Below are 24,223 nucleotides of genomic sequence, written 5' to 3'. Positions count from 1 at the left end.
TAACAAATAACATATAATGTAATCAAACAAAGATTTTGGTATAATTTAGAAAAAGCCCTGGGTAGGCATTTGCTCTATCACCAGGACTTTTTCTAACGTTTTATATTATTATAAGCAAATAATATCAAATATCCTATAAGAAATCAATAGCTGGTGGTGTCCTCGGTGGAAGCAAAATTAAATGATTCTATTTTAAAAAAAAATTATCAGTTCGAATCTGAGGCTCAATGTTTATTTATCCAAAAATGGAGAGAGCTTCTTTTCTATAAAACGATTAACTCGTATCAATATAAATTAAGGAACATCCATTCAATATTGTTAGAGATTAAAGATGTAATTAATAACATAAAGCTAGAAATTATTTCTATATCAAATTTAAAGGATTTGATATTAGAAACAAAAAAACTTCTTGAAAGGGATGTTGTTATTAAAAAACATTATAAAGACCTTCTAGGAAGTCTCTCTAGTGGATTAAAGCCCAATATATCAGAAAAGAACGAATTATTAAAGTTAGAGTACAGAGTAAATTACGCATTAGAAATTATTTCTTACTCGTATCTTGATAACATAATTAGGGACCTTTATCAATCGATAATGGATAATAACATTAATGTTATTGAGCCCCTTACAGAAATTTTAGCTACACAACTTATAAATACAGGTTGGTCTTCTAGGAGCTTACATAGACTAGGAAAGATAATTTTTTTAACAAACGATGGTAACAATTTTGAATCTAAATGGGATAACTTTTCAAAGTTAATTAAATCCGATAAAGGTTTATACCACTGTTATTTTGAAGTACGTATTGATAACGATGAACTTATTAAAAAAATTGAATCAGCAGGTATTCGTATTATTACGGGTTTGGAAATATTACAATCTTTTAATAAGATTGGTCCAAATCATATTAAGGAAACAGGTTTCTATATTGAAGAAAAAGCTGAAGCATTTCATGAGGATATGTATACCGCTGTAAATGATTGTAAACATAACCTTTCACTTAAACAGTCAGTACTTTCCTTTTATGGTATTAATGTCAGTTTTCAAAATGCAGTGCTTATAATTTTTCCTAACGAAGATAAATTAGTTCCTTTTTCATTAGTAAATGGTAATACTTTATATTACGAACCAAGTGAAGAAGATATTTTAACAACCTCTCGAACAATTAAAAATGAATTAATAAATAAGGATGACCGTAAAAGATTACAAAATTTTTATAGACAATATGCTGTTTCTGTAAATGCCTCATCAAATGAAATAACTTTTTCAAGCCTATGGAGTGCATTGGAATCAATTTTAGTAACTGGTCATCATGAGTCAAATATTGAGCACATAAAAAAAATAGTACCGTCTGTTATGTGCAGTATGTTTGTTCAAAGATTACTTAAAAACTTTTTATATGATTGCAATCGTGTAGGTGTATTACCTACATTTAATAATAAACCTCTTAATACAGAGAGACCTGAAGAAAAAGATATTAGAAACTTATTTAACATATTAAAGGATGAAAATGAGTATCAGCAACTTATAAATAAAATAGACAATTATGTTTTACTAAGACAACGTTGTATTGAATTAAAAAATGATCTTGAAAATAGCGAATCATTATATAAGTTAATGACAGGTCATTATAATACTATTTCTATGCATATTCAAAGACTATATAGAGTAAGAAACAATTTAGTTCATGCTGCTCATGTTGAAAAAGACATTGATTTATTAGTTGAACACCTACATTTCTACATCCGCTCTACTATTTCTGAATTAGTACAAAGATTAACGCAACATAATTTTAAGAGTTTAGGTGATTTATTTATGGCTATTGAAGATAATTACTATGCACTCATAGAGATATTAAAAGAAAATATAAAGAGCTCTCCTAGGAAAAATATTAAAGATTATGATCCAGAAATAATTTTCTCAGGTCCTATATTTAACTATTCGTAAAAATTATATTTTTCGAACCCTAGTTTGAAACTAAAAAGTAGAAGGTTTTGAGGATTCAAGCCAGTACTAGACCGAAAAATAAAGTTTTAGACTCTTAGCATCGTAGAACTTTTGGAATTTAAATAATGTGCTAACGAAGAAAGGGTAGTTAACGGCTTAAAAGCAATGTCACTTGAAGTCAGAGTACATTTGCATGCTAAGAAAACAACAAAAAGGGGGAATAACATGTTGGGCGACTGGAAAAAAGGATTAACTAAAGAAAACCTGCTCGACGCGTTGAGTGAGCTTTTTTATCACGATTTGGATTCATGGTTCAATGTCAGTACGTTTTATTGCGATAGTTGTGTAGATGCTTTTATAAAAAAGTGGCCAGGTATTTATAGCAGGGATATGGATTTTCAAACTAATTCTATACCTCTTGACACATTTTATGAAGGCGGTCGTGTAAGAGAGTTATTCACAAAAGAGGAGTTTACCAAATTATCTAAGCATATGAAATGTCCAAACTGTAATGAATTTATTTCTGGTCATATTTGGCCGTATGATATGAGCTTTGATGTCCCAGATAATTTTGAAAATAATGTAAATGAAATTGCTTCCATTGCAGAGAGAACCCCATTTTTATTGTTAAGTCATCCATTCGCTCAGCAAGTCTATAATGAAATCGAAGCTTTTTCAAAAACAATGACACCTTCGAATCTGCCCAAACCTCTTTTTAGAGCAAGAATGTACAAAAGAAATTATTCTTATGTCAATGAAGACTTCTTAGCTCCAGAAAAGAAGATTATAAAGGAAGGTAGATACAACCATGCAGGTAGGCAGGTACTCTATTTAGCTGAAGATGAATTAACATGTTACTATGAAACGAGGTCACCCGAAGAGGGGATTATGCTCGCAAAAGTCGACGTCCCGGAGAAAATGAAGATATTGGACTTAATGGATAAGGATTTACAAGACAATAACATCGTTCAGGCAATTCAGTATTCATCATTGCTGAGTTCACCAGATGAAGGCGAGGGGTGGTATAAACCACATTATGTATTCACTCGGTTTGTCGCTGATGTAGCAAAGTCTGTAGGTTTCGAAGCTATACGTTACCCCAGTGTTCGATTTAATAAAGGATACAATATTGTAGTCCTTGATTATGAAAAAATAAAAGCCCATGTAAAGATTATTGATTTCAAGTATGTTCCCAAAGATAATTTCATGTCAAAGTGAGTCATTCTATTGGGACAAAAGCAAGGAGTGTGCCAAGTTTCTTCATTTCCCTGCTTAACTATCGGGAAACGTAATTAAGTACGGAAGAAGCCGCATTCTAGGACTTTCTTTTAGTGTCCTAAACCGCCGCTACGTTCTTAAATCAGATTCAGCTAATGTACAAACTTGATTTAAAAAACTTGATACTCATCAGGTTTTTTAAATCAGGTTTGAGTTGTCTAGGTCACTACTAGTTGTCCCATGTCACTATTGAATTGTACATGTTTCTACTAAGTTGTTTAAGAACAAGGGGAGTCGAAATCTTTAAAAATTCAATTATGCGTAAAATATCAATTTTACGAATATATGAATAGACAGCTAGAATGTATGTTTGGTATAATATAACTATATATCCAATACTTACAAATGGAAATTGATGGTTTAAAAGTTTCATATAAAGCTAACACCATCATTTTCTAATTTCACTTATAATTTGTTAGAAAACGAAAAGTGTTAAAAAAATAAAAATATAAAAGGAGTAAAGAATGAAAAAAATTATTTTGCGTTTAGTAATCTTTATTTTAGCAGGCTGTTTAATTAGTTTTATCGCATTCAAAACATCACACCCAGAAGCATCCTTCTATTTGTCAATTATTGTAGTTACTACCTTACTATTCTTTGGTATTGATATGTTCAATTCCCTTTTAAAAAATGGGAATAAGTTTGTTATATTCGGATTCCTTCTTTTATTGTTCACCGTAGTTACTTATGCATTACAATTATGGGATCATCACTACATACACAAACCTTTTATTCTTTCAGTAGCAATAGCAGCAATTTTATTTACCTTTTCAGATTTGATTGATACAACCGATTTTAAAAAGCAATCTAAAGAAACGATTAAAACGCTTATATTTATCCTCGGTTCCATATCTATTATTGCAATTCTTATGATTAAACACCCATCCTTTGTATCCTATTTGGACGACTTAAATACTGATTATTTAACATTTGTCTCATTAGGTATTGCTCTTTCTACAATTGGCCTTAGAAATGAAAAAATTGAAAAAGAAAGTAAAGAAAAACCAAATGAAAAATAACCATAAATATAAAAGAATTAATCAATCCCTCAATTGTAAACCGGAGGTAAATATGGATCAGATTATTAATTTTTTTGATTAATGATTTTTTTAAGTTCATTGGAGATATGAATTAACAATATTTGAAAATAAAGATAACGACGAAGATTAACAAAGCTGTTTTTGTGCAAATACGCCAACTGCAGCCATTCAAACTGCCTTAATTAAAGGAAAAGTCAAAGATTTATGGGTATGCTATCCACTAAAATAAATGGTAGCAGCTGAAGCACATTCTTTATCAGGTTAAGGAAAAATAAAAAAAATTGCCCCTCCTGAGAGACATCCTAACAATAAAAGAACTAAAAAAACTTTGACGCGGGATACCAAAATCAATTGAGTTATTTAATAGTGGGGGTATTGAATGGAAATGTATTGTTCTAATTGCAATGAATACAGAGATGTTTTCGACCTTCTAGAACAATGGGAAATATATACTATACCAGAAACTGTTCGGGGTTATGAATATGATTCTTTAGAATACTGTGATAATTGTGGTATCAAAATAAATCTAGGAACTTATGTAATAAAAGACATAGATGCATTTACTACTTCTATCGGAAAACTAATTGCCACGGAATTATGTGAATCAGAAATTGGAGAATGTCAATGGTGCAACGATGATATCATTATATTTACCCAAAAACATGGTGATCCGTTCGATTTAAAAACTGTTTATGAGTTAGTTGAAGGGTATGATATACCAGAGGACATTAAATCAGAAGTATATTCTAATATTTATTGTTCTAATTGCCATACTCCCTTAGAGAGTGATCAGCCATACGTGACTACAGATGAAGTAGATGCATGGTATCAAGATACCATAGAATTAGTAGTTACTACTTTTGAAATTACCGAAAGCAAAGGTGAAGAATTTATAAATTATCTACTACAAAACCCAATGTTAGGTTTAAATCACCCAGTTGGAAAAAAGATTTTTAACAAGATTAAAGAAAAGAAGTTACCTGGCATTACAACATTAAAATCCGGAGAGCGATATTTGCGCGGTAGGAAAAGAAATAACATAGAGCGTATAGCTCCATTTATTTCTGATGAACTATGGAATCCACCCCAGGGCTTTCCTGTACAAGGTAGGTATAATCCTCCCGGAATATCATCACTTTATCTTGCAAGTAATATGAATGTAGTCATTAAAGAAGTTCCACTAGGAGATAATGAATCTATAGATATTGCAGAATTTTTATTATTAGAAGATCTAAAAGTTTGGGATGTAAGAGATTTAGATATTGAGATTTTCAGTTCGATCCCCTCCTTTAATAAGGGATTGCTACTAAGATATGAATATATTTTTCCAAATTTCATCGCTCAATGTGTAATGGCTAACAAGTTCAACGGAATTGTATATAACAGCACTCGTAGCGATGGTTTTAATCTTTGTCTTATTAACTTTAGGAAAAACAAAGATTTAGTTATTGAAAAGGTACATACTTTCAATGATGTTAAACCCTTACTAGAGTCCATAAACAAACTGGAAAATTCCGATTTTGACACAGTTGAAACGCTACCCTTTTAACTGACCAAAACAAGTTAACAATAATATTATTATGGTAAACTTTGCGTAAAAATTGATTTTTACGCAAAATCGACAAATTTCGACAAAAGTATTAGGAGTGAAAAAAATGGCCGAATCAAGACAACATAAGATCCACGAAAAAAAATTAATGGAAATGGTCAAAGACATGCCTCACTATGTTGCAGAATATGTGGATGATAAGCTTGATAGCCGCTCTCCCTCCACCCTTCTTAACTATGTACACGATTTTAAAATTTTTTTTGAATGGCTCATCGATCAAAAAATTGCTAATTGCCAGGAGATAAAAGATATCCCTTACTCTGTACTGGAAAACTTAAAATTAGAACAAGCAAAGAAATTTGTAAAGTACCTTCAAAGACGCGAGATAAAAGTAACGAAAGATGAGACAAAGAAACCTGAGAAAGTATCAGTAAACAGGAAAATATCCGCTCTCCGCTCCCTCTTTAAATATCTGACGACTCAGACTGAAAATGAAAATGGTGAGCCTTACTTTTACCGGAATGTCATGTTAAAAATAGAAGTAAACAAAGTAAAGGAAACATTAGGAGCTCGTGCATCCAAAATTTCAACACAAATCTTCCAAAACAACGAAGATACTTATTTCTTATATTGGGTCCAAAATGAATATGAAAACGAGCTGCCAAAGAACTCTCGAAAAAGGATCTACTTTAAAAGAGATCGTGAAAGAGATGTTGCGATCTTGTCCCTATTCTTGGGAAGTGGGATTCGAGTAAATGAGCTGGCTAACTTAAGATTAAAGGATTTGGATTTTGAAAAAAATCGTATTACTGTCATTAGAAAAGGTGGAAAAAAAGATACTATCTCGGTAATTCCAGAGTCCATGCTTGATGTGAAGAAGTATTTAGAGGTACGGCCTCAGAGGTATAATGCTTCCAATGAAGATAATGAGTATGTATTTGTAACAAAAACCAATAACGTCCCTACTCCCCTTTCCAATCGTTCAATTGAGACCATTGTAAAGAAATATACAAAAGCCTATAAAACCAATAAAGCTATGTCACCACATAAATTAAGACATACCTATGCAACAAATTTAATGGAAGAAACGGGTGATATCCACCTGCTAATGAGACAGTTGGGACATTCTTCTACGACTACAGCAGCATTGTATTCTAACCCAGAAGAACAAAAGGCAGCAGAAGCAGCTGAACAACTGGGTAAGCGGAGAAAACAAGCTATTGCGGAATATAAAAGATGATTCAAATATCGTAACACAAAAAACCCATCTTTGGATTCTATCTAGAGATGGGCTTTCATAATTATTGGTTTTAAATAAAGTTTAATCAAAAATATCCTATGAACCTGCTTTTTACTGAAAATGATACAAAGAAAAATGTGATTTGAGGAAATTAAAAATTTGTGAGAGCCAGTCTTGTAATTAAAAATCTACTTCTTAATTTAACCAATTTTCGCATCGATATCTGATGTATCTACGCTTTCTCCGAACCAATCTTTTAGCTTTTCTTTTGCTTTCTTTTTAATATCTTCATCGATATAAATAGCCACTTGTAATAAGGCAATTCCTAAAGATCCGAGATCGTCGGTATATCCTACTCCAACCATTATGTCAGGGATTAAGTCTGCAAGCAAAATGAAATACCCTAATGCACCGATATTGGTAGCTTTCGCCGTAAGTAGCTTATTCTTTCCCGGAACAATTTAACTGTCCTTTGTTTGGTGTGGATTACGCTAAACAGATTGAGAATCCAGAAACCGTAGATGGATTTATGCGATATATGGAGCGGGCAATTGAGTATGTAGGTAAGAAAGTAGTCGATGAAGGATTATATTAAACTTAAGAAAGTGTAGGGAAATATCTTTCCTCTACACTTTTTGTTTTTTAGTTTGCTGGAATATCCTCTGATAAAACTGTTTTATAATTATCTAGCATTTGTTGATGGAAAGTCATCATTTAAAAAGAACCGTGTTTGTGCTGCAAAGTCTGTTGCCGGTAAATATAAGCCATGTGTTTATTCAAGAATAGGGCGTGATCATTTAAGAGCAACGAAAGGCTGCTTGACATATTTAGTTATGTGTTATATGTCAAACAGCCCTATGTTTTTAATTTTTCAAATTTAGTTTTTGATAAGGTGCATCCTTATACTTGATAAAATCGATATTCTTCTTTATTTCGAATGAAGTGAGAAACCAATAAATAACCAGCTCCCAGCGAAAACATCATATTAGAAACAAATGAGTTTTCTACAAAGTAGTTCAGGTTTACAAGTGATGCAACAATAAGAGTTTCCATCAAAGAATACACATAGTTCTCGATTTTCTGAGCATGTTTAAATTCCTTGAAATGCCTTAGCCCCAATTGATTTGCTCTCGTGTAATTTATTCGAGAAGTCAAAATATGTGAGATATATCCTCCTGAGATCATACACATCATAGCAAATCCCACAAAATTAAGTTGGAGTTGCTGCAAAGCAAAATGGGTCGTAAGAAAAATGACGCTTCCTCCTACTCGTCGAAAATACATATACATCAACGGAAAACTCTCCTTCGGTGTCACTTTTTAATGAACGACTTTTACATGCTCCAGGAATGGAGAAATATCGACAGGTTTATCTTTGTTTCCTATTCGGCAACTTAAAGATAGACTTTGTTCCCCCGTCAAAATATTAACTTGAGGAATCCCCACCAGAAATCCTATCACCTTAAAGGTAGATGGAACTCCTAATAAAAAACGTATTACTCTTTGAGGTGCGACCACCAATAAAGACCCCTTTCATTTTAACTTATCTATGCAACACTAGATATCCCTCTTAATCATAAAAAAGCCAATATCCCTTAAAGGATATTGGCGGTTCTTCCGACGCAATAATTGTAAAGATATTTGATTTATCTTTATCGTATCATTTTTTTTCCACTACCTCAATTGTTTTCTCGAATTTCTCCATTTTTTGTATAATACAGAAAAACTGAAAAACCTTTTTCTTATATTACACAAAAGGACAACACACTAGCTGTAACTGGCCATTCTCCCTAAAATTTGCTGTATGATCAATTTATTTTTTGGAAAAACTTTATCAGAGCAAGGCAACTATCCCATGTCAAAATTACTTCCATGTCATTGCCTTGCTCGCCCATGAAACTTATTTACTCTTGTATTTCTTTAATTTTTTTTAAGATTCTCCATTCAAAGTGTCGAATTTTTGTAAATTGAATTGGGGAGAATCAATGAAAGAACTTTTTACGAATAGAATACTGCCTTGGGCAGGAATTTTTTATCTGTCTATCTTGTTTACTATGCAGCAATCTTTAGAGAAACAGCTATAAAATGTTTATCTGCCTATGTTTGTTAAATTGGAACCATATCTATATAAAAAGATAGACCTTGAGTCAGCCCTTTTTTTCTAAACCATGCCATGTGGAAGGTAATTTTCTTTAGACAAAAGCAGCGCATAAATGCTCAAAATTGACAAATTAAGCAGTTTAATATTGGAAGGAATACCATCTTATGTCACTCGATTTTAAATTGGCTGACAAGGGATTCCAGTTCTTCTGCCATTTGGGCAAGGGATTTTGCCGAAGCATGAATTTCCTCCATGGAAGCAAGCTGTTCCTCTGTTGACGATGCAATTTCTTCAAAACTAGCAGAATTTTTTTGGACAAGTAATGCAATTTCAGAGGCGGATGTGGATACTTCTTCCACACTCGCTGAAATTTGCTGAACGGTTGCCGTTATTTCTTCAATTTGCGGAGTGATATTTCGGGTTTTGTCTAAAATCTGCATAAACTTATTCGATGTTTCAACCGAGATTTTAACACCTTTCTCTGCATTATTCATAATTTCACTCATCGTCTGAACAGATTCTTCTGTATCTTCTTGAATACTGTTAATTAAATCTGCAATCAATTTCGTTGAAGTTTGCGATTGTTCAGCTAATTTTCTTACTTCGTCAGCGACTACTGCAAACCCTTTTCCGTGCTCCCCTGCTCTAGCTGCTTCGATAGCTGCATTTAAAGCTAAAAGATTGGTTTGATCAGCAATCCCGCTAATGACATCCAGTATTTTCCCTATTTCTTGAGAGCGGTGTGAAAGGGATTGAATAACTTCATTGGATTTACGAATGGATTCATGGATCGACCTCATTTGAGTTAAGTTGTTTTCTACAAATTGGCCTCCTTCTTCTGCTTCTTTTTCGCTTTCTCTCGCTAATTCTGAAACAATCGTTGATTTTTCTGCTATTCGTAAAACTCCTTCAAGAGCTTCCTTCAGCGCATCTGCATTTTGCTCGAGTTTGGTTTTTGAATTTTCGGATGCGCTTGCTATTTCTTGAATGGCAGATGCTACATGTTTTGAAGCTGTTGTTGTTTGATCAGCACTTGCAGTCAGCTCTTCTGATGCCGTTGCCACTTGATGTGAGTTTTCATTTACAGTAAGAAGAATTCCTCGCAAACTATTGATCATGTTATTAAAAGAAGCTGTCAGTGCACCAATTTCATCCTTTGATTGATATGTCCCTTTTACGGTAAGGTCTCCTTTCTCCGCTTTAGAGAGCAAGTTATTCAGTTCTTCCGTTGGTTTTACAATCATTTTTGTAATCAGAATCCCAACTACAATTGAAAAGATAAGGGCTGCTGCAATGACTGTACATAAAATGATGGTTGCATTTCTAAAATCTTGCTTATTTTGAGAATTCGTTTGTCCGGCGATCTTTTCATTTAGCTCCCCTAATTCAGCAAGAGTATTATTTGCAAGAGTGCGTTGTGGTGCAACTTTTTCTAAATAAAGCTTGTAGGCTTCATCATTTCGATTTTGTGAAGCCAATTGAATGACTTCTTCTCTCGACTTCCGAAGCTGTTTCATGATTTGTTTATAGTAGTCGAACTTTTTTATAGCTTCAGCCGGCATATGTGTATTCTCGTATTTCTTAATCATTGAATCAATTTCTTCAATCTTAGAGTCAATCATTTCTTTCAGTTCAAATTTCCGTGTAGAATCCGTGGTAATCAAAAGCTCTAAAGTATAAGAATCGAGAGTGCGGTTATTAATTCTAATTTGGCCTAACCATTGAATTGGCATTAAGTTTTCTTTATATGTATATTCTGATTTCTGAGCCATTTCTCTTACATAATTTAATCCAACTGCCCCTACTGCTCCTAATGAAAGGGCGGTAATGATTAGCAAGATTAACAATTTTTGATAGATTCTTAGATTTCGCAACATCTTCATATAAAATATTTCTCCTTTCATTTTTCAATGATTATTATCTGGCTACATCAAATTCGATTGGAATTTACTGTATGAAAATGCGGAAATTGTCATATATTGTTGAATTATACCATAATAGGGCGAAACCAGGGACACCGGGAACATATCTCTTGCACAGCGAAAGATGTTGGGGTTGTTTATGATTTGAAAAAACAACAAAGAAAGCGCCGTTAAAAAAATAATGATTACGAAGAAGAATTGCCAGTTTGGTTAGGAGATCATTTGTTCGTGACGATCTATCTAGATAGCAGCTAGCCTATCAAGTTACTCTTGCATTACGAAAAATCAACGTTCTCTACACTGATTAAGAGCCAAAAGTACCGACTCCATTATTTCTAGGAACTTTTTGATACGGTTGTCATCGAGGATGTAACAACGACAGACAAAAAAACTCATTGAACACTTTATACGTATTGCTATAGATGGAGCTCACCACACTAATATTTAACCAAGTCTCGCCCTTAAAAAAATCGATTAAAAATCATAAATATCTATAAATTTATTTCTATATATAAAAAATTGTCAAATTTTGTTTGAATTTGTTATACTTTTATCATGTTATATGTTATAAATATTGTTATAAATAATTTAAGATAATCTCATCAATAACTCACTTAAAAACGATAAAGGCAAACTTATCGAAAGGTAAGGACGCAAAGCTACAGACCTAAAGCAAAAGCTATGGTGGCTGAGCTACCGAAGGAAGTGGGGGCTTTTAAACAAAGCGCATAATCCCATTTTCTGGTATTGTGCGCTTTTTATTTTTACACAAGGAGGTAGGATAGATATTTGTTTATCGACAGTATAATTAGTAATGATGAATTTTTTCATCATTATCAGCCAATTTATGATATTCAAAATTGGAAAGTAGTAGGGTATGAGAGTCTTTTTCGAACAAAGACACTCCCTACACCTGAAATTCCGTTTGATATTGCCAAAAAGAAAAAGAAGCTTTATGAATTAGATTCGCGGTCTATCCATAAAGCTTCCCTAACCTACATAAAAGCAGGTTATTCAGAAAGGTATCGGTATTTGTTTTTAAATGTCTTCCCATCGACAATTATAAACCCAAAATTCCGTACCTTTATAAATCAAATTATTAATATGAACGGAATCAAAAGTCAACAACTAATATTTGAAATTAACGAAAATGAAGACGTTAATCTTAACATGTTAAAAAAATCAATTTCTTATCTTAAGAATCTTGGTTTCCTAATTGCCATCGATGATTTTGGAGAAGGGTCATCTTCCATAAAATCAATGATTGAATTACAACCTGATTTCATAAAGCTGGACAGATATTTTATGGAAGATTTGAGAAACTCTGAGCAAAAAAAAGATCTTATACGCTACCTTCTCCACTTTTGTCGCGAATTCAACTCCGAATTAATTGTTGAAGGGGTTGAAGACAACGATAGTTTAGCTGATTTAAAAAGTCTTGGCGTTCAGTATGCACAAGGTTACTTTCTTGGGAGACCTACATTACTCTCTTAAGCGGGTAAAGTTGGATAGTATCTTAATCGAATCATTAATACATGGTATAAGTTTGACTTCTCCTCCGGCTTTATCTTTCTAAATAAGAAAAAAAGAAAAAAGCAGAAAAAGTTTCAATGAAAATTAATAAAGTGACGGTTGATCCAGTTGTTAACGAGATTGAAAGTTGAAAAAGCCAAAGGTGGAAATAACCTACTAAGAGATACCACAATACTAGAAAAGGTTCTGTCTAATGATACCTACTCCAAACTTTGAAAAGCTATTTTCTTATGGGCAACAAAAGAATTAAAAAACAGCTTATCGTTAAGACCTTGTTGAAATAAAGCTCAATAATTGAAGCATATTTGGAAGATAAAGAGGCTACTTACTTGAATACTTTTATAAAACTGTTTTTAAAGGAAATGAATATGTACAACCATGCCGCATGGAGATGAATATAGTGGTCTGATTCAAGTAAAATCTATCCTTCATTATCTAAGGGCTATAACCTTAAAATTATTTACCAGTGAATATCAACCATTAACGTTAATAATATCCATTAGTAGGACTATTGTATAAGATCTTTACTTAAGAAAATATCCTATTCAACAGATTGCGAAGGATCTTGGTATAGAGGAAAATTCATGCTTCTAATACTTGAAGTATATAACCAAAGATACATTAGTCCGAAAAACACTTGAAGGGAAAATATTGGACAATATATAATTTGATTTAGCCAATTAATAACTTATGGGAAAAATCCAGGACAAACATATCTTTAAATAGGTATGTTTGTCTTAGTTTTTTCGTAAAGGAGGAGTCGGAATGTAGAGGATAAAAAAGTATCCAAAAACCAAAATAATTTGACCATTGCTTCGCTCATTAGTGAAGCCAAATTTGATATTTTTTTGTTAAAGACTATAACGAAAGTACCATTTGACCTGAAAATTATTAACTTTCACACTAGATATACTTTTATCTCCGTAATTACTTCTTTTTTAATATCCCAAGCATTGGTATACCCATATAGTGACTTAAGTTATTCGATAGTTTCTACAATCAGACTATATTCCTTTACGATTTCTACAATCTCTTTTGAATGTTTCTTCTTTCCACTGAAATAAAAAACAGCCCACAAATAGGATAGCATGAAAACATCCATACTTTGGGCTGTCCAGTTAAATTAAGCTATGCTATTACCCACATCTCATGAAACCATTATATAAACAGCTTTTAACTATTTAATAAAGGTAACTGTCATCCCCTTACAAAAAATAGTGAAGGAGAGATTACAAATAAATTAAACAAAAACACCTTCTCCAACTATTTCAGGAATTTCAAGAAGCTCAAAAATATCAAATATCTCTTGTCTTACGTTAGAAATTGTGACCTTTACTCCCTTTTCATTAAGAGATTGTATAACATTTAATAATAAACCCACTCCAGTCGAATCTACAAACGGAACATTTGCAAAATTAATATTTACAGCTTTATATTTTTCCATAGTGGGAATCAGTTGTTCTTCTATTACTTCTGTTCCGTCTATATCTAAATCGCCCTCTAATTTTACGTCAAGATTCCCATCAACTTCATTCAGTGAAAAACTAATCATTTTATTTCCCCCATTCATTATTCAAAAACAATTCGTTCATCTTCATTAAGGCGTGCAATGACATGATATCTAGTTTCTTTGAAGGTATGTTTTACATTACCTATCTTTATCGTAGTACCTTCCATTGCTTTATTAATTTGGATCTTTTGATCATTTGGAACGGCAATCATGGTTAAAGTTCCACTTTCCGAACCTGCCTCATTTATTTCAACACCTAATCTTCCGTATACTTCTCCACCACGTAATATGCCGCTAACTTTTAAAGTACCGCCAGAGTGAATTTTGGTATTTATGCAGCCTTGTCCTAAAATCAGTATATTCCCACTACAATAAAGGCGACTATTTATAGCACTTGATATTGTTATATAAGAATCTGGTTCGACAGGTGTTTTACTCATTTCATGAAGCTCTTTCATTTTTTGAGATAATTGAATAATCCGTTCTAGCGAAGTAACTTCGTTTGATAAAGATAAAAACAGGTGTGTTAAAGAAACTGCTACTTCTCTCCATCCATCATCAGATAAATATTCTTCTCCTCTTCTTACAACCTCTACATACTTTTTAGCTAAAGGAGAAAAATTTTTGAATTTCTTCTCTAGCAATATACGAATTAATGGTCTAAATCCACCACGGGAAAAATCATCCGATTTAAATCCAGGAGATACAGTAAGCTGTTTGATTAATTCAATTATTTTTTCTACGTCTTGATTAATGATCCCCAATAAATGACCTAATTCAGTAACTAGCATATTATTTTTTCCTGCTGAAATCTCTGAACCAATTATGTTTCCAAAAGTGACAATTGCTCCTGAAGCTATAAGTTTGGCCATATTTACTGTTTTATGAACGATAATATCCCCTTCAGCTTCAACTATCATTCTTTCCTCAACTTCACCTAATATCTCAACATCTCCTTTAAAACGAATATTTCCTGAAGACAAATCTACATTTCCTGGATGAGTAAGCTTTGGCATGATAGAGACTTTTACGAGCTGTCCTCTTTGCTCAAGTTGAGGACGACCCGATTCAATCGCAACAATTTTGTCATCTACAACCATAACCCCGTTTCCTCCTTTGACTACGATTGGGAATGTCTGTTTCGGAGCAATAGGCTCATTCGTTACGGTATACCCTATTTGACCAGGAGTTGGCGGGTGTATAACTGCAATAACCTTTCCTTTTTCAACTGTTGGTATAGTTCTGATTTCCCGATAGTCTATACGGCCATCCTTTGTAACTTTTGGACCTATATTAGTTTCCATATTAACTTTTAATTCTAACCAACCATCCTTACCTGGCTTCGGTTCTATTCCAGTTGCAATTTCAAATGTACTTGGTTCAGTTGCTTCCATTGCTCTAATAATCTCATCTTGGTTAAAACCATGTTTCACCCTTAATGATTCCAACTTTTGCATGATTTCGTTATAGCTAAGGGTATTATGAATTTCTTTCTTTTCTTCAACTTTTAATTCAATGTGGTGGTCCGGATCAATATCCGGGATTGTACGAATAATTTTATATCCAGGCTCAACATGTAATTGAACTTTTAATTTGTGTTGATCCATTGTGACTTTCCATCTTGTCTCTTTTTCTTCGTTTTCTACTTTGATCTCATACAAATCTTTCTCAGATATAATTGTTGTTTTTTCTTTAATCAATTGATTGTTTCTATAGAACTTTATACTATCAGGAATAGATACCATTGGAAAATGGGTAGGGAAGATTTGCAATAAATTTGTCCATTCTTTACCCAGACCTTCCCTGTAAGAGAGTCTGATTCTTTATTAATCAAGTCAGCGTCATTTATGATGCCTTTAGTATAAGCAGTCTCTAATTGTTTTTGTTCTAGTTGTTCGTCTGGTTTTTGGGAAACAAGTTGTTCAACTAATTCAAATGGGTCTGCCTTATTTTCCTTTTCAAATTGAGAAGATCTAGCTTCACGTTTGGTAAGTTCCACAATAGCGTCTTTACTCCCAATTCCCAAAAAGCCTTTTGTTTCATGCTGAATAATTTTAATATTTACTTCTTCTTTTGTAGTTTCCAATAATTCCAATCCTACTTTTATTGCTTCTTTTATATTTTTCCCTTTAGAGACAATACTTTGCATTACAACATTCCCCCTAACTTTACCAGAGAATTTAAACTGGTATTATCTACTTTTTGTTTGTACACCTTTAACAAAACCATTGTTATATCGTCTTTTTGAGGAACACCTTCTGTAAAATTGATTATTGATTCCATCACACTCTTCTTAATCTCTCCAACGTCTTTTTCAACATTATCTAATAACGCCTGAATAAGCCGTTCCAATTTATATTGTTCACAGTCTTTATTTTGAGCCTCTATAATTCCATCTGTATAAAAGAATATGGTGTCCAGTTCATTTAAATAAATACTATTCTCTTTATACACTTGATTTGGAAGTCCACCTATCATGATACCACTTACTTTCGGCAGTTCCTCTACCACTTTCTCTTTACCTTTGATATAAAGCGGCAGGTTATGCCCTGCATTTGCATAAGTAAGAATCCTTGTTTTTGGGTCCCAATCAGCGCAAAAAAGAGTTACAAATGATTTCAATGTTCGTAAGTCTTCATAAAGTGCTTGATTAATAGAATATAAAGTTTCTCCTGGACTTTTTGTATTTTCAGCTGCACTACGAAATGCGCCTCTTGTTAAAATCATTAACATAGCGGCAGGAATACCTTTACCCATTACATCACCAATAACAATGCGAATCTTCCCATTTACTAAAGGGTAAAAATCGTAATAATCTCCACCAATTAATCTAGCAGGAAGGGAAAAACCGGATACTTCCCCACCTTCGAAAGCAGGAGTTTTTCCATTTAAGAGTTGGATTTGGATATTTCTGGCTAAGTCAATTTCTCGTTGTAATGTTTTATCCATCATTTTTTGTTCATTAGAGGAGTCTTCATGGGCATAAATTTGATTGTCTTTATACATTAATGAATCTCCCCTTGTATTGTTTCTAGAATCTGATATAGCCCAACTGTCTCAAAAACATGGTGAGTTAATTCATTAACACCTTGAAGTTTAAGTTGAATATTTTTCTCCTGTGATAAATAGATGGCATTCATAATGGATCCAATACCAGTAGAATCAATAAACTCTAATTCAGTTAAATCCAGTATTAATATCTTGATATCATTATCAATTTTTTCTAAGTAAGGCTCTATTACATGGGAAGTTGTAATATCTAAAACACCTTTTATTTTAAGGATTATGGTTGACGCTTGTTCTTCTTGTTTAACAGTTAAAGACATAATACTCTCTCCCTTAAAGTTTAAATTTGCTCATGTATGTAAGTAAGGTGTTGGATATGTCAGATAACTCTCTAGATTGTCCATGTAATGAATGAAGTAAATCTGAAAGGGTGATAGTCATGTCTGTCGTTGCAGCTGTGCGTTCATTCGCAACTTGTCTTATTACCTCTACTTTATCCATGATTTTAGCAACATTATCATTTTCTTTATATGGATTTAACACTTCAATAATTTCATCTAAAAACTCTGTAATTTCATATAAATAATCTCTAGATTTAATCGTATTTTCCGTTGATAACTCATACATCTTCTCAACAGATTGAGAGGCTTCCGCTTCTAAAAGCAATGAAAGTCGTTGTGTTTTAACAGCTTGTTCTTGTATATCCTTTACAAGTTTATTTAATTTATCTACCATTCGGTTTGTACTTTGAGATAATTTTTCTAGCTCACTACCATCCATAATTTCACTTTTTCCAGTTAATTTTCCCTCTTCCAGTAACTGAATCTGACTTTTGATTTTTTGAATATTTTCATAGATTCTGTTAAAGAACCTTGCAGTTAACAGGAATAATGCAATAAGGGAAATAAGTCCGGATATGATTAATATGATTGAATGACGGTAGAGAGGCCCGCTCATTTTTCCATAATCTAACGCCAAATATATAACTTTATTTTCATCTAGTGGTAGAAACATTTTATATACTTTTTTTCCATTTACTCGTTCTATATATGATCTTTTTTTAATATTAGATTTAGTCAGAAACTCATTGTCTTTCTTCGTTTGCAATTTAAAGCTTCCAGCTTCAACCTTTTTTAGTGGTGGATATAACTGCTTTTCAAGTGAAGGATCGGCAAACACTTTAGGGTTTAGAACAGCAATTTCTTGGACAATTTTATTTTTTTGAACTAATTCTTGTATCGTTGCGTTTGGTCCTACTGCTTTAATATAGTTGTGTACTTCATTTGCTTCGATATAAGGATTGATAATGTATTTAGTATCGGGAACATGATAATAAGCATACTTAAAAAAAGTTGGTTTATCTTTATGTGAGGCAGATTGTGCTGTTGGTAAAACAACAATATTTTTGTCCGTAAATGTAGCACCTGAAAGAGTAGGTTTTTCTTTATGGAGTAAAACTTGTCCAATCTCAAAGAAACCTGCTTCCTTGAAACTAAATCCCACTTCTTCTTTTTCTGTTGCTGCAAAACCCACAATATCATCCTTAGATTCTGTTTCTGAAAAAATAGTAATTCCTGCTAATCCTAACTGATCTCGAATTTTTATAAGTTCCGTATTTGTAATTTCATTTTTTTCTTTATCTTTAATTAAGTCGGCAATATGTTTGGAATAAGAAACTAATTTTAAATCAATTTGATGTTCAATCGTGGTTGTTGCTAATTCTGTTCCTTGTATTGCTCTTAGCACATTATTTGCTATTGCTTCTGCTTGGTTATTGGTTTGATTAACAATCTGTCCTTTCATTAAATAAATTTGAACTGTGCCAGACACAAGAGCGATCATGAGTAAAATTGAAAGGATTCTTATTAGAAATTGCCTGCGTAGAGTTAAATTTTTACCTTGCATATCAATTTACCTCACTTAAACACTTATCAGAAAACCACATCAATGATAATTTACGAATCTCATCTAACTTGTTATTACAACAATGTCCCTCATCTTTATATTCTATTAATTGTTTTCCAGTTGGAAGTTTTTCAAATAATTTATACATTTCCTCATTAGGTACCATCATATCTTTATTTCCATGGAACACTAGAATAGGACATTGATAATTGATCTCGCTAAAGTTTGGTATCGTCTTTTGATCTGGAGCTAAATTGCACGCAATGTTCATTCTTTCCTGAAAATAACTAGGCATATTCATTTTTTCTAGTTCCACCGCAGGACTGACCGCTACCGATTTTCTAACTTCAGGATGACTGCTTCCAAGCAATACCCAAGTTGCCCCTAAGCTGGTTCCGAATAAATAAATAGGAAGATTAGGAAAAATGTTTCGGGCATAATTAATCAAATTGGTTGTGAAAAGCTCCCATCTTGTTCCAGAACCAATTAATCCATTCATGGTGAAAGTCTCTCCTTGTCCTGGTCCATCAAAACTTACCGTAGCATATCCATTTTCCAAAAATTCCATTTCATATTTAAACAATTCTTCTTTAGATGAATCAATCGGATTAATGATGACAATACATCCTTTTGGGGTAGAAGGAATCCGAATTCTTCCAGAGCATGGAATACCATCTGTGTAAATAGATGTATATTTTACTTTAAACTCAGATAGTGAATCCGCCTTATATGTGTAGGCTAAACATTTGTTATACCAAAATTGTTTTTCCTTTGTTCGTTCCGGATAAATCCAATAATTCAGGTTAAAACAAAGAGCTGCTTGGCGATACAAATATTCAGATTCATAATAAAGACTGTTTTTCTCTAGAATGGAAGCTTTTTTTATTTTTTCTTCAGCTAGTTCTTCCCAGGATTGAATCCATCCTTTGAGAGTTTTTATGTGTGGCTTAACTCGATTTAAATCATCAGAGTCAATTCCATGAACTAGCCACCTTTCCCAAAATGGATCAATCAGTTGAGCTGTTCTCAATGTTCTTTCAATCGTTTTGGAGATTGTATTTTTCATATGTAATTGCAATTTTGTCATCTCCATTCATAGTTAATTTACAATGTTAGAGGAATTCCTATTCTTTGTGCTAATGCTATACAAATTTTTAGTATTTGCATTTCATTTCGTTGTATTCTCTTTTTTTAAATCAAAAATTAAAATAATGATGGACCCTTCTGAAGAAGTAAACAGAGAAATCGTTTTAGCCATCTTCATCATTAAAGTAAATCCTTGACCTAAAGAATTTTTTGTTGAATATCCAGCTAAAAGAGTCATTTTAGGCAAATTTTTTAAAGCGAATCCAGGACCTTTATCCTCGATAACAAATCTTATTTCCTGGTTCTTTTCATCTTTTATTAATGTCATTTTTCCTTCTTCAGCATGCTTAACGATATTCGTAATAGCTTCTGACAAAACCAATAACCAACTCATTATAGTTGTTTTATTAAAACCCTCTAACTCTAGACTTTCTCTTGCAAGGGTACGGCAAATTGGAATATCAGAGCGGTTTTTTATCGTTCCTTCACATAATACGATTCCTTCTTTATATTTGTTCACTTCTTCTTTCTTAATCAGCAAAAACTTTCCTTGAGTTACTGCGAAAATGACATCTCGATAAACTTCCCATTTATCGTTACTTGTTAGGTTAGTTGAAACTGTTTTCTCTTTCTCTGCTGGTATGTTAAATAAGTCGCTTTTGTATATTTCGTAAGCCTTTAACATAGCATTTTGAATGTCGACTCTAATATCTAAACTTTTTATTTGTTGTGGAACATCTTGATTTTGATCGCTCCATTTCAATAGTTGTTCACTTAAATAGAGAATAAATTCACTTTGATTTTCTTTATTTGGATTCGCAAAAGAAGATTTAGATAATGAGAGAAAAAACAATGAATCCCCTTCATCTGTATGTAAGCCAAGATAGTGACCTAGCTTTTTCGCAAGAAAACCCCTCTTAGTCATATAGGCTAGTTCCGTAAAAGTTAAATTAGAAGGGAGAGACGGAGTTCCAATTTGAGTTTCTTTAGAAGAAGGTTTCAAAATTTTATCTAATAACCGCCTCAAGAAAGTAACCCCCTCTATAAGATTCCTAGAGGTGGCATAATTGTTATCTCATCAACAAATGCCCCAGACGGTTGAGTAATTAAATATAGTAAATGCTTTGCAACTGTAACTGCAGGAATCATTTTCGATATATCTGGTTTTGGTTCAATATTTTCCCAAAAGCTACTGCTAACCGCTCCAGGAATAACCCCTGTGACTTGGACTCCTTTTTGTCGAAGTTCTAGTTGTAACACTTTGGTTAAGCCTAGAACACCAAATTTTGATGCGGAATAGCCTCCACATCCTGGCAGTGCAGTTGTTCCAGCGATTGATACTAAGTTTATAATTTGCCCTATCCCTTGTTCAGCCATATGTTTGCCAAAATATTTACATGTAAGGTATGTTCCTCGTAAATTAACAGAAATCATTTGGTCAAAATCATCTGTTGATAAATCAATGGTGTTTGCAAACATACCTACACCTGCACAATTAATCAAAACATCAATAGTTCCAAAATGTTTAACAGCTCGTTCATAAAACTCTTTTACTGATTGTTCGCTTTTCACATCTAATGGTAATTCGAGAAGGTTTTCACTAACTTTTTCTATATTGCTGCGGCTGCCTAATACAAGGTTTGCACCTCTGTCTTTTAGTAATAACGCAGTTTCTTTTCCTATACCTTTACTGGAACCAGTAATAACAATTGTTTTTCCTTTTAGCTGTTCCTTATTTTCCATAGTCTCTACTCCTTATTAGGCCCATAATATTCAAAGTAATTTTTTTCCGTTTCATATAAGCCTATTTTGTAGAGATTTGAAAGCTTCTTCGATAGTAAATCCCAAACTACAATCGCTAAATTTTCAGAAGTAGGATTTAAATTCTTGAATTCCTCTGTATCTAAATTGAGATTTTTATGGTCAAATTTCTGTAGAATGACCTCGTCTACAATATGGTCCATATTAGCAATGTCAACAATCATTCCAGTAACAGGGTCAGGCTTTCCACTTACTGTAACTTCTAAATAATAATTATGTCCATGCCCGTATGGATTATTGCATTTCCCGAAGAGAGCCATATTCTCTTCCTCACTTAATAATTCACTATGTAATCGGTGGGCTGTGCAAAAATGATATTTTCGTGTTAATCGAACCATTTGTTCTTTCTCCTTCTCTGAATATAAGAAATCATTCTCACGTAATCGGATTTTATGAAGAATACAGTTCTCAATTTTTCCATCTAATGAATTCCACAAATAGGTCACTATATTTTCTGTGGTTGGAATATTTTCTTTAAAATAAGGAATTTCTTTATTCAAAAATTTCCCATCTAATTCAGTTTGAACAAATGATTTAACAACTCTATCAATATCGGCAATATTTACAACAATGCCAGATTTATTGTTCAACTCTCCTTTAACCATAACTTCTAAAGTATAATCATGTCCGTGACCGTTTGGATTACTGCATGGACCGAAAACCTTTTTATTATCCTCTTCACTCCATTCCTCAATACGATAAGAATGAGCGGCAGAGAAATACAATTTTCTTGAAAGGTAGAGCAATTAAATCACCCCCTATTAATCTTTTAAAAGAACCCGTTCAAACTCTTCTGCTAACGAGACATTCTCTTTAAATACACCCTTTTTTATGGTCGTAACAGTTGAGCTGCCAGGTTTTTTGACTCCTCTAGCGCACATACAAAGATGTTGTCCTTCAACATTTACAATAACTCCTTCAGGTTGGAGTACATTCATAACAGCATCGGCAATTTGTTGTGTCATTCTTTCTTGAACTTGTGGCCGTTTTGAAACAAGGTCAACTAGACGAGCAAATTTACTTAAACCAACAACCTTACCGTTCGGAATATATCCAATGTGAACTCTACCAAAAAAAGGAATTAGGTGATGTTCGCAGAAAGTGTAATAATTAATATCCTTTACAACAACTAACCCTTCATAAACCTCTTCAAAAGTAGTTGTTAAAGCTGTTTCGGGATTAACGCCTATTCCGGCAAATACTTCTTCGAACATGTTAGCTACACGTTTTGGTGTATCTAACAAGCCTTCACGATTTGGATCTTCGCCAATTAATTCTAAAATTGCACGAATATGTCCCTCTAATAATTCCTTTTGTAAATCATTTCTCATATGTGTTCCTCCAGTTAGTAGATTTATAGTAAAACAAAAAAGTCCACCAAAAAGGATGGTGGACAATTAATGAGACAGTGCAATGTTTCTAAAAACATTTACACATGACATATTAACTATGCTTGCTCCAATCCTTTTCGGTAACCCGGCGACCATAGATAAATTTTCCTTAGGCCCGTAGCTTTGCGTCTCCACCTTTCGATGGATTTGCCATTATCGAAGGAATTATCCATTTGTTATTAAATTTACATTGACAATATTCACCTGATTCAAATGGTTTTTATTTCTATTTTAGGTATATAAAATAACTTCTTTCTTACACATTAGTATTTTCGTTTACTTTTTTACAACCTTTATGCTTGCCTATTTATCCTGGAGCATTCTTGTCTTTTTCCAAAAAACTTCTATATTTATATTTCGATAGATCCTTCATCAAACTTTTTTACCTTTTTAGTCTCAACTCATCAAATAGTAATATATTCCTATTACAAATGTAATGAATTCATCTAGATTATACCAATTCATATAATTTTTTCAACTTTATTCGACTTTATTAAACAAAAACTTTATTTTGTGTTTTAACCCTTTTCAATATTTAGATAATTAAATAGTAAAATATACCCAATAAATAATGTTTTCTTATGATATATTATTTGTTTAAATAAACGAGAAAGAATGAGAGGAAAAAAGTACATTAAGAGGTATGACTCTATAGAAGCATGCATTATTAACGAAAGACACCTCATAAGCGAACGAGAAGGCGTTGAAAAGAAGCGTTCAAATGAGACTGTATTAAGGATATAAATGCTTTAAAATCTTTATTTAACTACTTGACACAAGAGACAGAAAACGATGATGGTGAGTACTATTTTTATCGGAATGTTTTCAGCAAGATAAAGGTAAGTAAAACTAAAGAAATGGCCAATCGCCGGGCCAAAAAAATTATTTCCGTTA

Annotated in this window: 19 protein-coding genes, 1 pseudogene and 2 riboswitches; of the genes and pseudogenes, 6 read left to right on the top strand and 14 right to left on the bottom strand. The window is 32.8% G+C overall.

Annotated elements, in window-relative coordinates:
- Nucleotides 1–165: 165 nt before the first annotated feature.
- The 5 genes from C0966_RS17525 to xerS all read left to right on the top strand — a co-directional run bounded on the left by C0966_RS17525 (nt 166) and on the right by xerS (nt 7,054).
- A complete protein-coding gene (locus tag C0966_RS17525) occupies nt 166–1,947 on the top strand; it encodes a hypothetical protein (RefSeq protein WP_274856904.1) in 1,782 nt (593 codons plus the stop codon).
- A 225-nt stretch (nt 1,948–2,172) separates the two neighbouring features.
- The gene (locus tag C0966_RS17520; protein WP_274856903.1) at nt 2,173–3,165 is read left to right on the top strand and encodes an RES family NAD+ phosphorylase; all 993 of its coding nucleotides are present in this window, start codon (nt 2,173–2,175) and stop codon (nt 3,163–3,165) included.
- Nucleotides 3,166–3,689: 524 nt separating this feature from the next.
- On the top strand, nt 3,690–4,244 hold the full coding sequence (locus tag C0966_RS17515) for a hypothetical protein (RefSeq protein ID WP_274856902.1): 555 nt from the start codon (nt 3,690–3,692) through the stop codon (nt 4,242–4,244).
- A gap of 400 nt (nt 4,245–4,644) precedes the next feature.
- Nucleotides 4,645–5,814, top strand: coding sequence for an RES family NAD+ phosphorylase (locus C0966_RS17510; RefSeq protein WP_274856901.1), 1,170 nt, complete (start codon nt 4,645–4,647; stop codon nt 5,812–5,814).
- 106 nt (nt 5,815–5,920) lie between these two features.
- Nucleotides 5,921–7,054: a tyrosine recombinase XerS gene (gene xerS / locus C0966_RS17505; protein WP_274856900.1), complete on the top strand. Its 1,134-nt coding sequence runs from the start codon at nt 5,921–5,923 to the stop codon at nt 7,052–7,054.
- 200 nt (nt 7,055–7,254) lie between these two features.
- On the opposite strand, the pseudogene C0966_RS17500 reads toward xerS, so the two are convergent.
- The 3 genes and pseudogenes from C0966_RS17500 to C0966_RS17490 form a co-directional block, all read right to left on the bottom strand.
- Nucleotides 7,255–7,485: pseudogene (locus tag C0966_RS17500) on the bottom strand (YkvA family protein); the annotation flags it as partial.
- 469 nt (nt 7,486–7,954) lie between these two features.
- Nucleotides 7,955–8,347 carry a hypothetical protein gene (locus C0966_RS17495; RefSeq protein ID WP_274856899.1) on the bottom strand — a complete coding sequence of 131 codons (393 nt, stop codon included), beginning with the start codon at nt 8,345–8,347 and terminating at the stop codon, nt 7,955–7,957.
- Between the two features lie 975 nt (nt 8,348–9,322).
- Nucleotides 9,323–11,038, bottom strand: coding sequence for a methyl-accepting chemotaxis protein (locus C0966_RS17490; RefSeq protein WP_274856898.1), 1,716 nt, complete (start codon nt 11,036–11,038; stop codon nt 9,323–9,325).
- Nucleotides 11,039–11,695: 657 nt separating this feature from the next.
- A riboswitch (cyclic di-GMP riboswitch) is annotated at nt 11,696–11,778 on the top strand.
- 88 nt (nt 11,779–11,866) lie between these two features.
- On the opposite strand from C0966_RS17490, the gene C0966_RS17485 reads away from it, so the two are divergent.
- Nucleotides 11,867–12,571, top strand: a complete 705-nt coding sequence (locus C0966_RS17485; protein WP_274856897.1) for an EAL domain-containing protein — start codon at nt 11,867–11,869, stop codon at nt 12,569–12,571.
- 1,279 nt (nt 12,572–13,850) lie between these two features.
- Here the strand turns inward: C0966_RS17485 and C0966_RS17480 are convergent.
- From C0966_RS17480 to folE, 11 genes are all read right to left on the bottom strand, one after another.
- The gene (locus C0966_RS17480) at nt 13,851–14,162 is read right to left on the bottom strand and encodes an STAS domain-containing protein (protein WP_274856896.1); all 312 of its coding nucleotides are present in this window, start codon (nt 14,160–14,162) and stop codon (nt 13,851–13,853) included.
- A gap of 17 nt (nt 14,163–14,179) precedes the next feature.
- Complete coding sequence (locus tag C0966_RS17475; RefSeq protein ID WP_274856895.1) at nt 14,180–15,820, bottom strand: DUF342 domain-containing protein; 1,641 nt, start codon at nt 15,818–15,820, stop codon at nt 14,180–14,182.
- Nucleotides 15,821–15,840: 20 nt separating this feature from the next.
- Nucleotides 15,841–16,269, bottom strand: a complete 429-nt coding sequence (locus C0966_RS17470; RefSeq protein WP_274856894.1) for a Jag N-terminal domain-containing protein — start codon at nt 16,267–16,269, stop codon at nt 15,841–15,843.
- The gene (locus C0966_RS17465) at nt 16,269–17,126 is read right to left on the bottom strand and encodes a PP2C family protein-serine/threonine phosphatase (protein WP_274856893.1); all 858 of its coding nucleotides are present in this window, start codon (nt 17,124–17,126) and stop codon (nt 16,269–16,271) included. The genes C0966_RS17470 and C0966_RS17465 overlap by 1 nt, the downstream gene beginning before the upstream one ends.
- Nucleotides 17,126–17,446, bottom strand: a complete 321-nt coding sequence (locus C0966_RS17460; RefSeq protein ID WP_274856892.1) for an STAS domain-containing protein — start codon at nt 17,444–17,446, stop codon at nt 17,126–17,128. The genes C0966_RS17465 and C0966_RS17460 overlap by 1 nt, the downstream gene beginning before the upstream one ends.
- Nucleotides 17,447–17,459: 13 nt before the next feature.
- Nucleotides 17,460–19,031 (bottom strand): methyl-accepting chemotaxis protein, encoded by a 1,572-nt coding sequence (locus C0966_RS17455; RefSeq protein WP_274856891.1) that lies wholly within the window; start codon nt 19,029–19,031, stop codon nt 17,460–17,462.
- A gap of 1 nt (nt 19,032) precedes the next feature.
- Nucleotides 19,033–20,109, bottom strand: a complete 1,077-nt coding sequence (locus C0966_RS17450; protein WP_274856890.1) for an alpha/beta hydrolase — start codon at nt 20,107–20,109, stop codon at nt 19,033–19,035.
- Nucleotides 20,110–20,199: 90 nt separating this feature from the next.
- The gene (locus tag C0966_RS17445) at nt 20,200–21,144 is read right to left on the bottom strand and encodes an ATP-binding protein (protein ID WP_274856889.1); all 945 of its coding nucleotides are present in this window, start codon (nt 21,142–21,144) and stop codon (nt 20,200–20,202) included.
- 14 nt (nt 21,145–21,158) lie between these two features.
- On the bottom strand, nt 21,159–21,860 hold the full coding sequence (locus tag C0966_RS17440; protein WP_274856888.1) for an SDR family oxidoreductase: 702 nt from the start codon (nt 21,858–21,860) through the stop codon (nt 21,159–21,161).
- Nucleotides 21,861–21,865: 5 nt separating this feature from the next.
- Complete coding sequence (locus C0966_RS17435) at nt 21,866–22,684, bottom strand: 6-carboxytetrahydropterin synthase (RefSeq protein WP_274856887.1); 819 nt, start codon at nt 22,682–22,684, stop codon at nt 21,866–21,868.
- 15 nt (nt 22,685–22,699) lie between these two features.
- On the bottom strand, nt 22,700–23,269 hold the full coding sequence (folE, locus tag C0966_RS17430) for a GTP cyclohydrolase I FolE (protein WP_274856886.1): 570 nt from the start codon (nt 23,267–23,269) through the stop codon (nt 22,700–22,702).
- 136 nt (nt 23,270–23,405) lie between these two features.
- Nucleotides 23,406–23,491, bottom strand: a riboswitch (cyclic di-GMP riboswitch).
- Nucleotides 23,492–24,223: the final 732 nt, after the last annotated feature.

It is taken from the genome of Bacillus methanolicus, from assembly GCF_028888695.1.
GTDB classification, from domain to species: domain Bacteria; phylum Bacillota; class Bacilli; order Bacillales; family Cytobacillaceae; genus Bacillus_Z; species Bacillus_Z methanolicus_B.
Note: the sequence above shows the minus strand (reverse complement) of the source record. Positions and strands in the feature narration are given on the sequence as shown.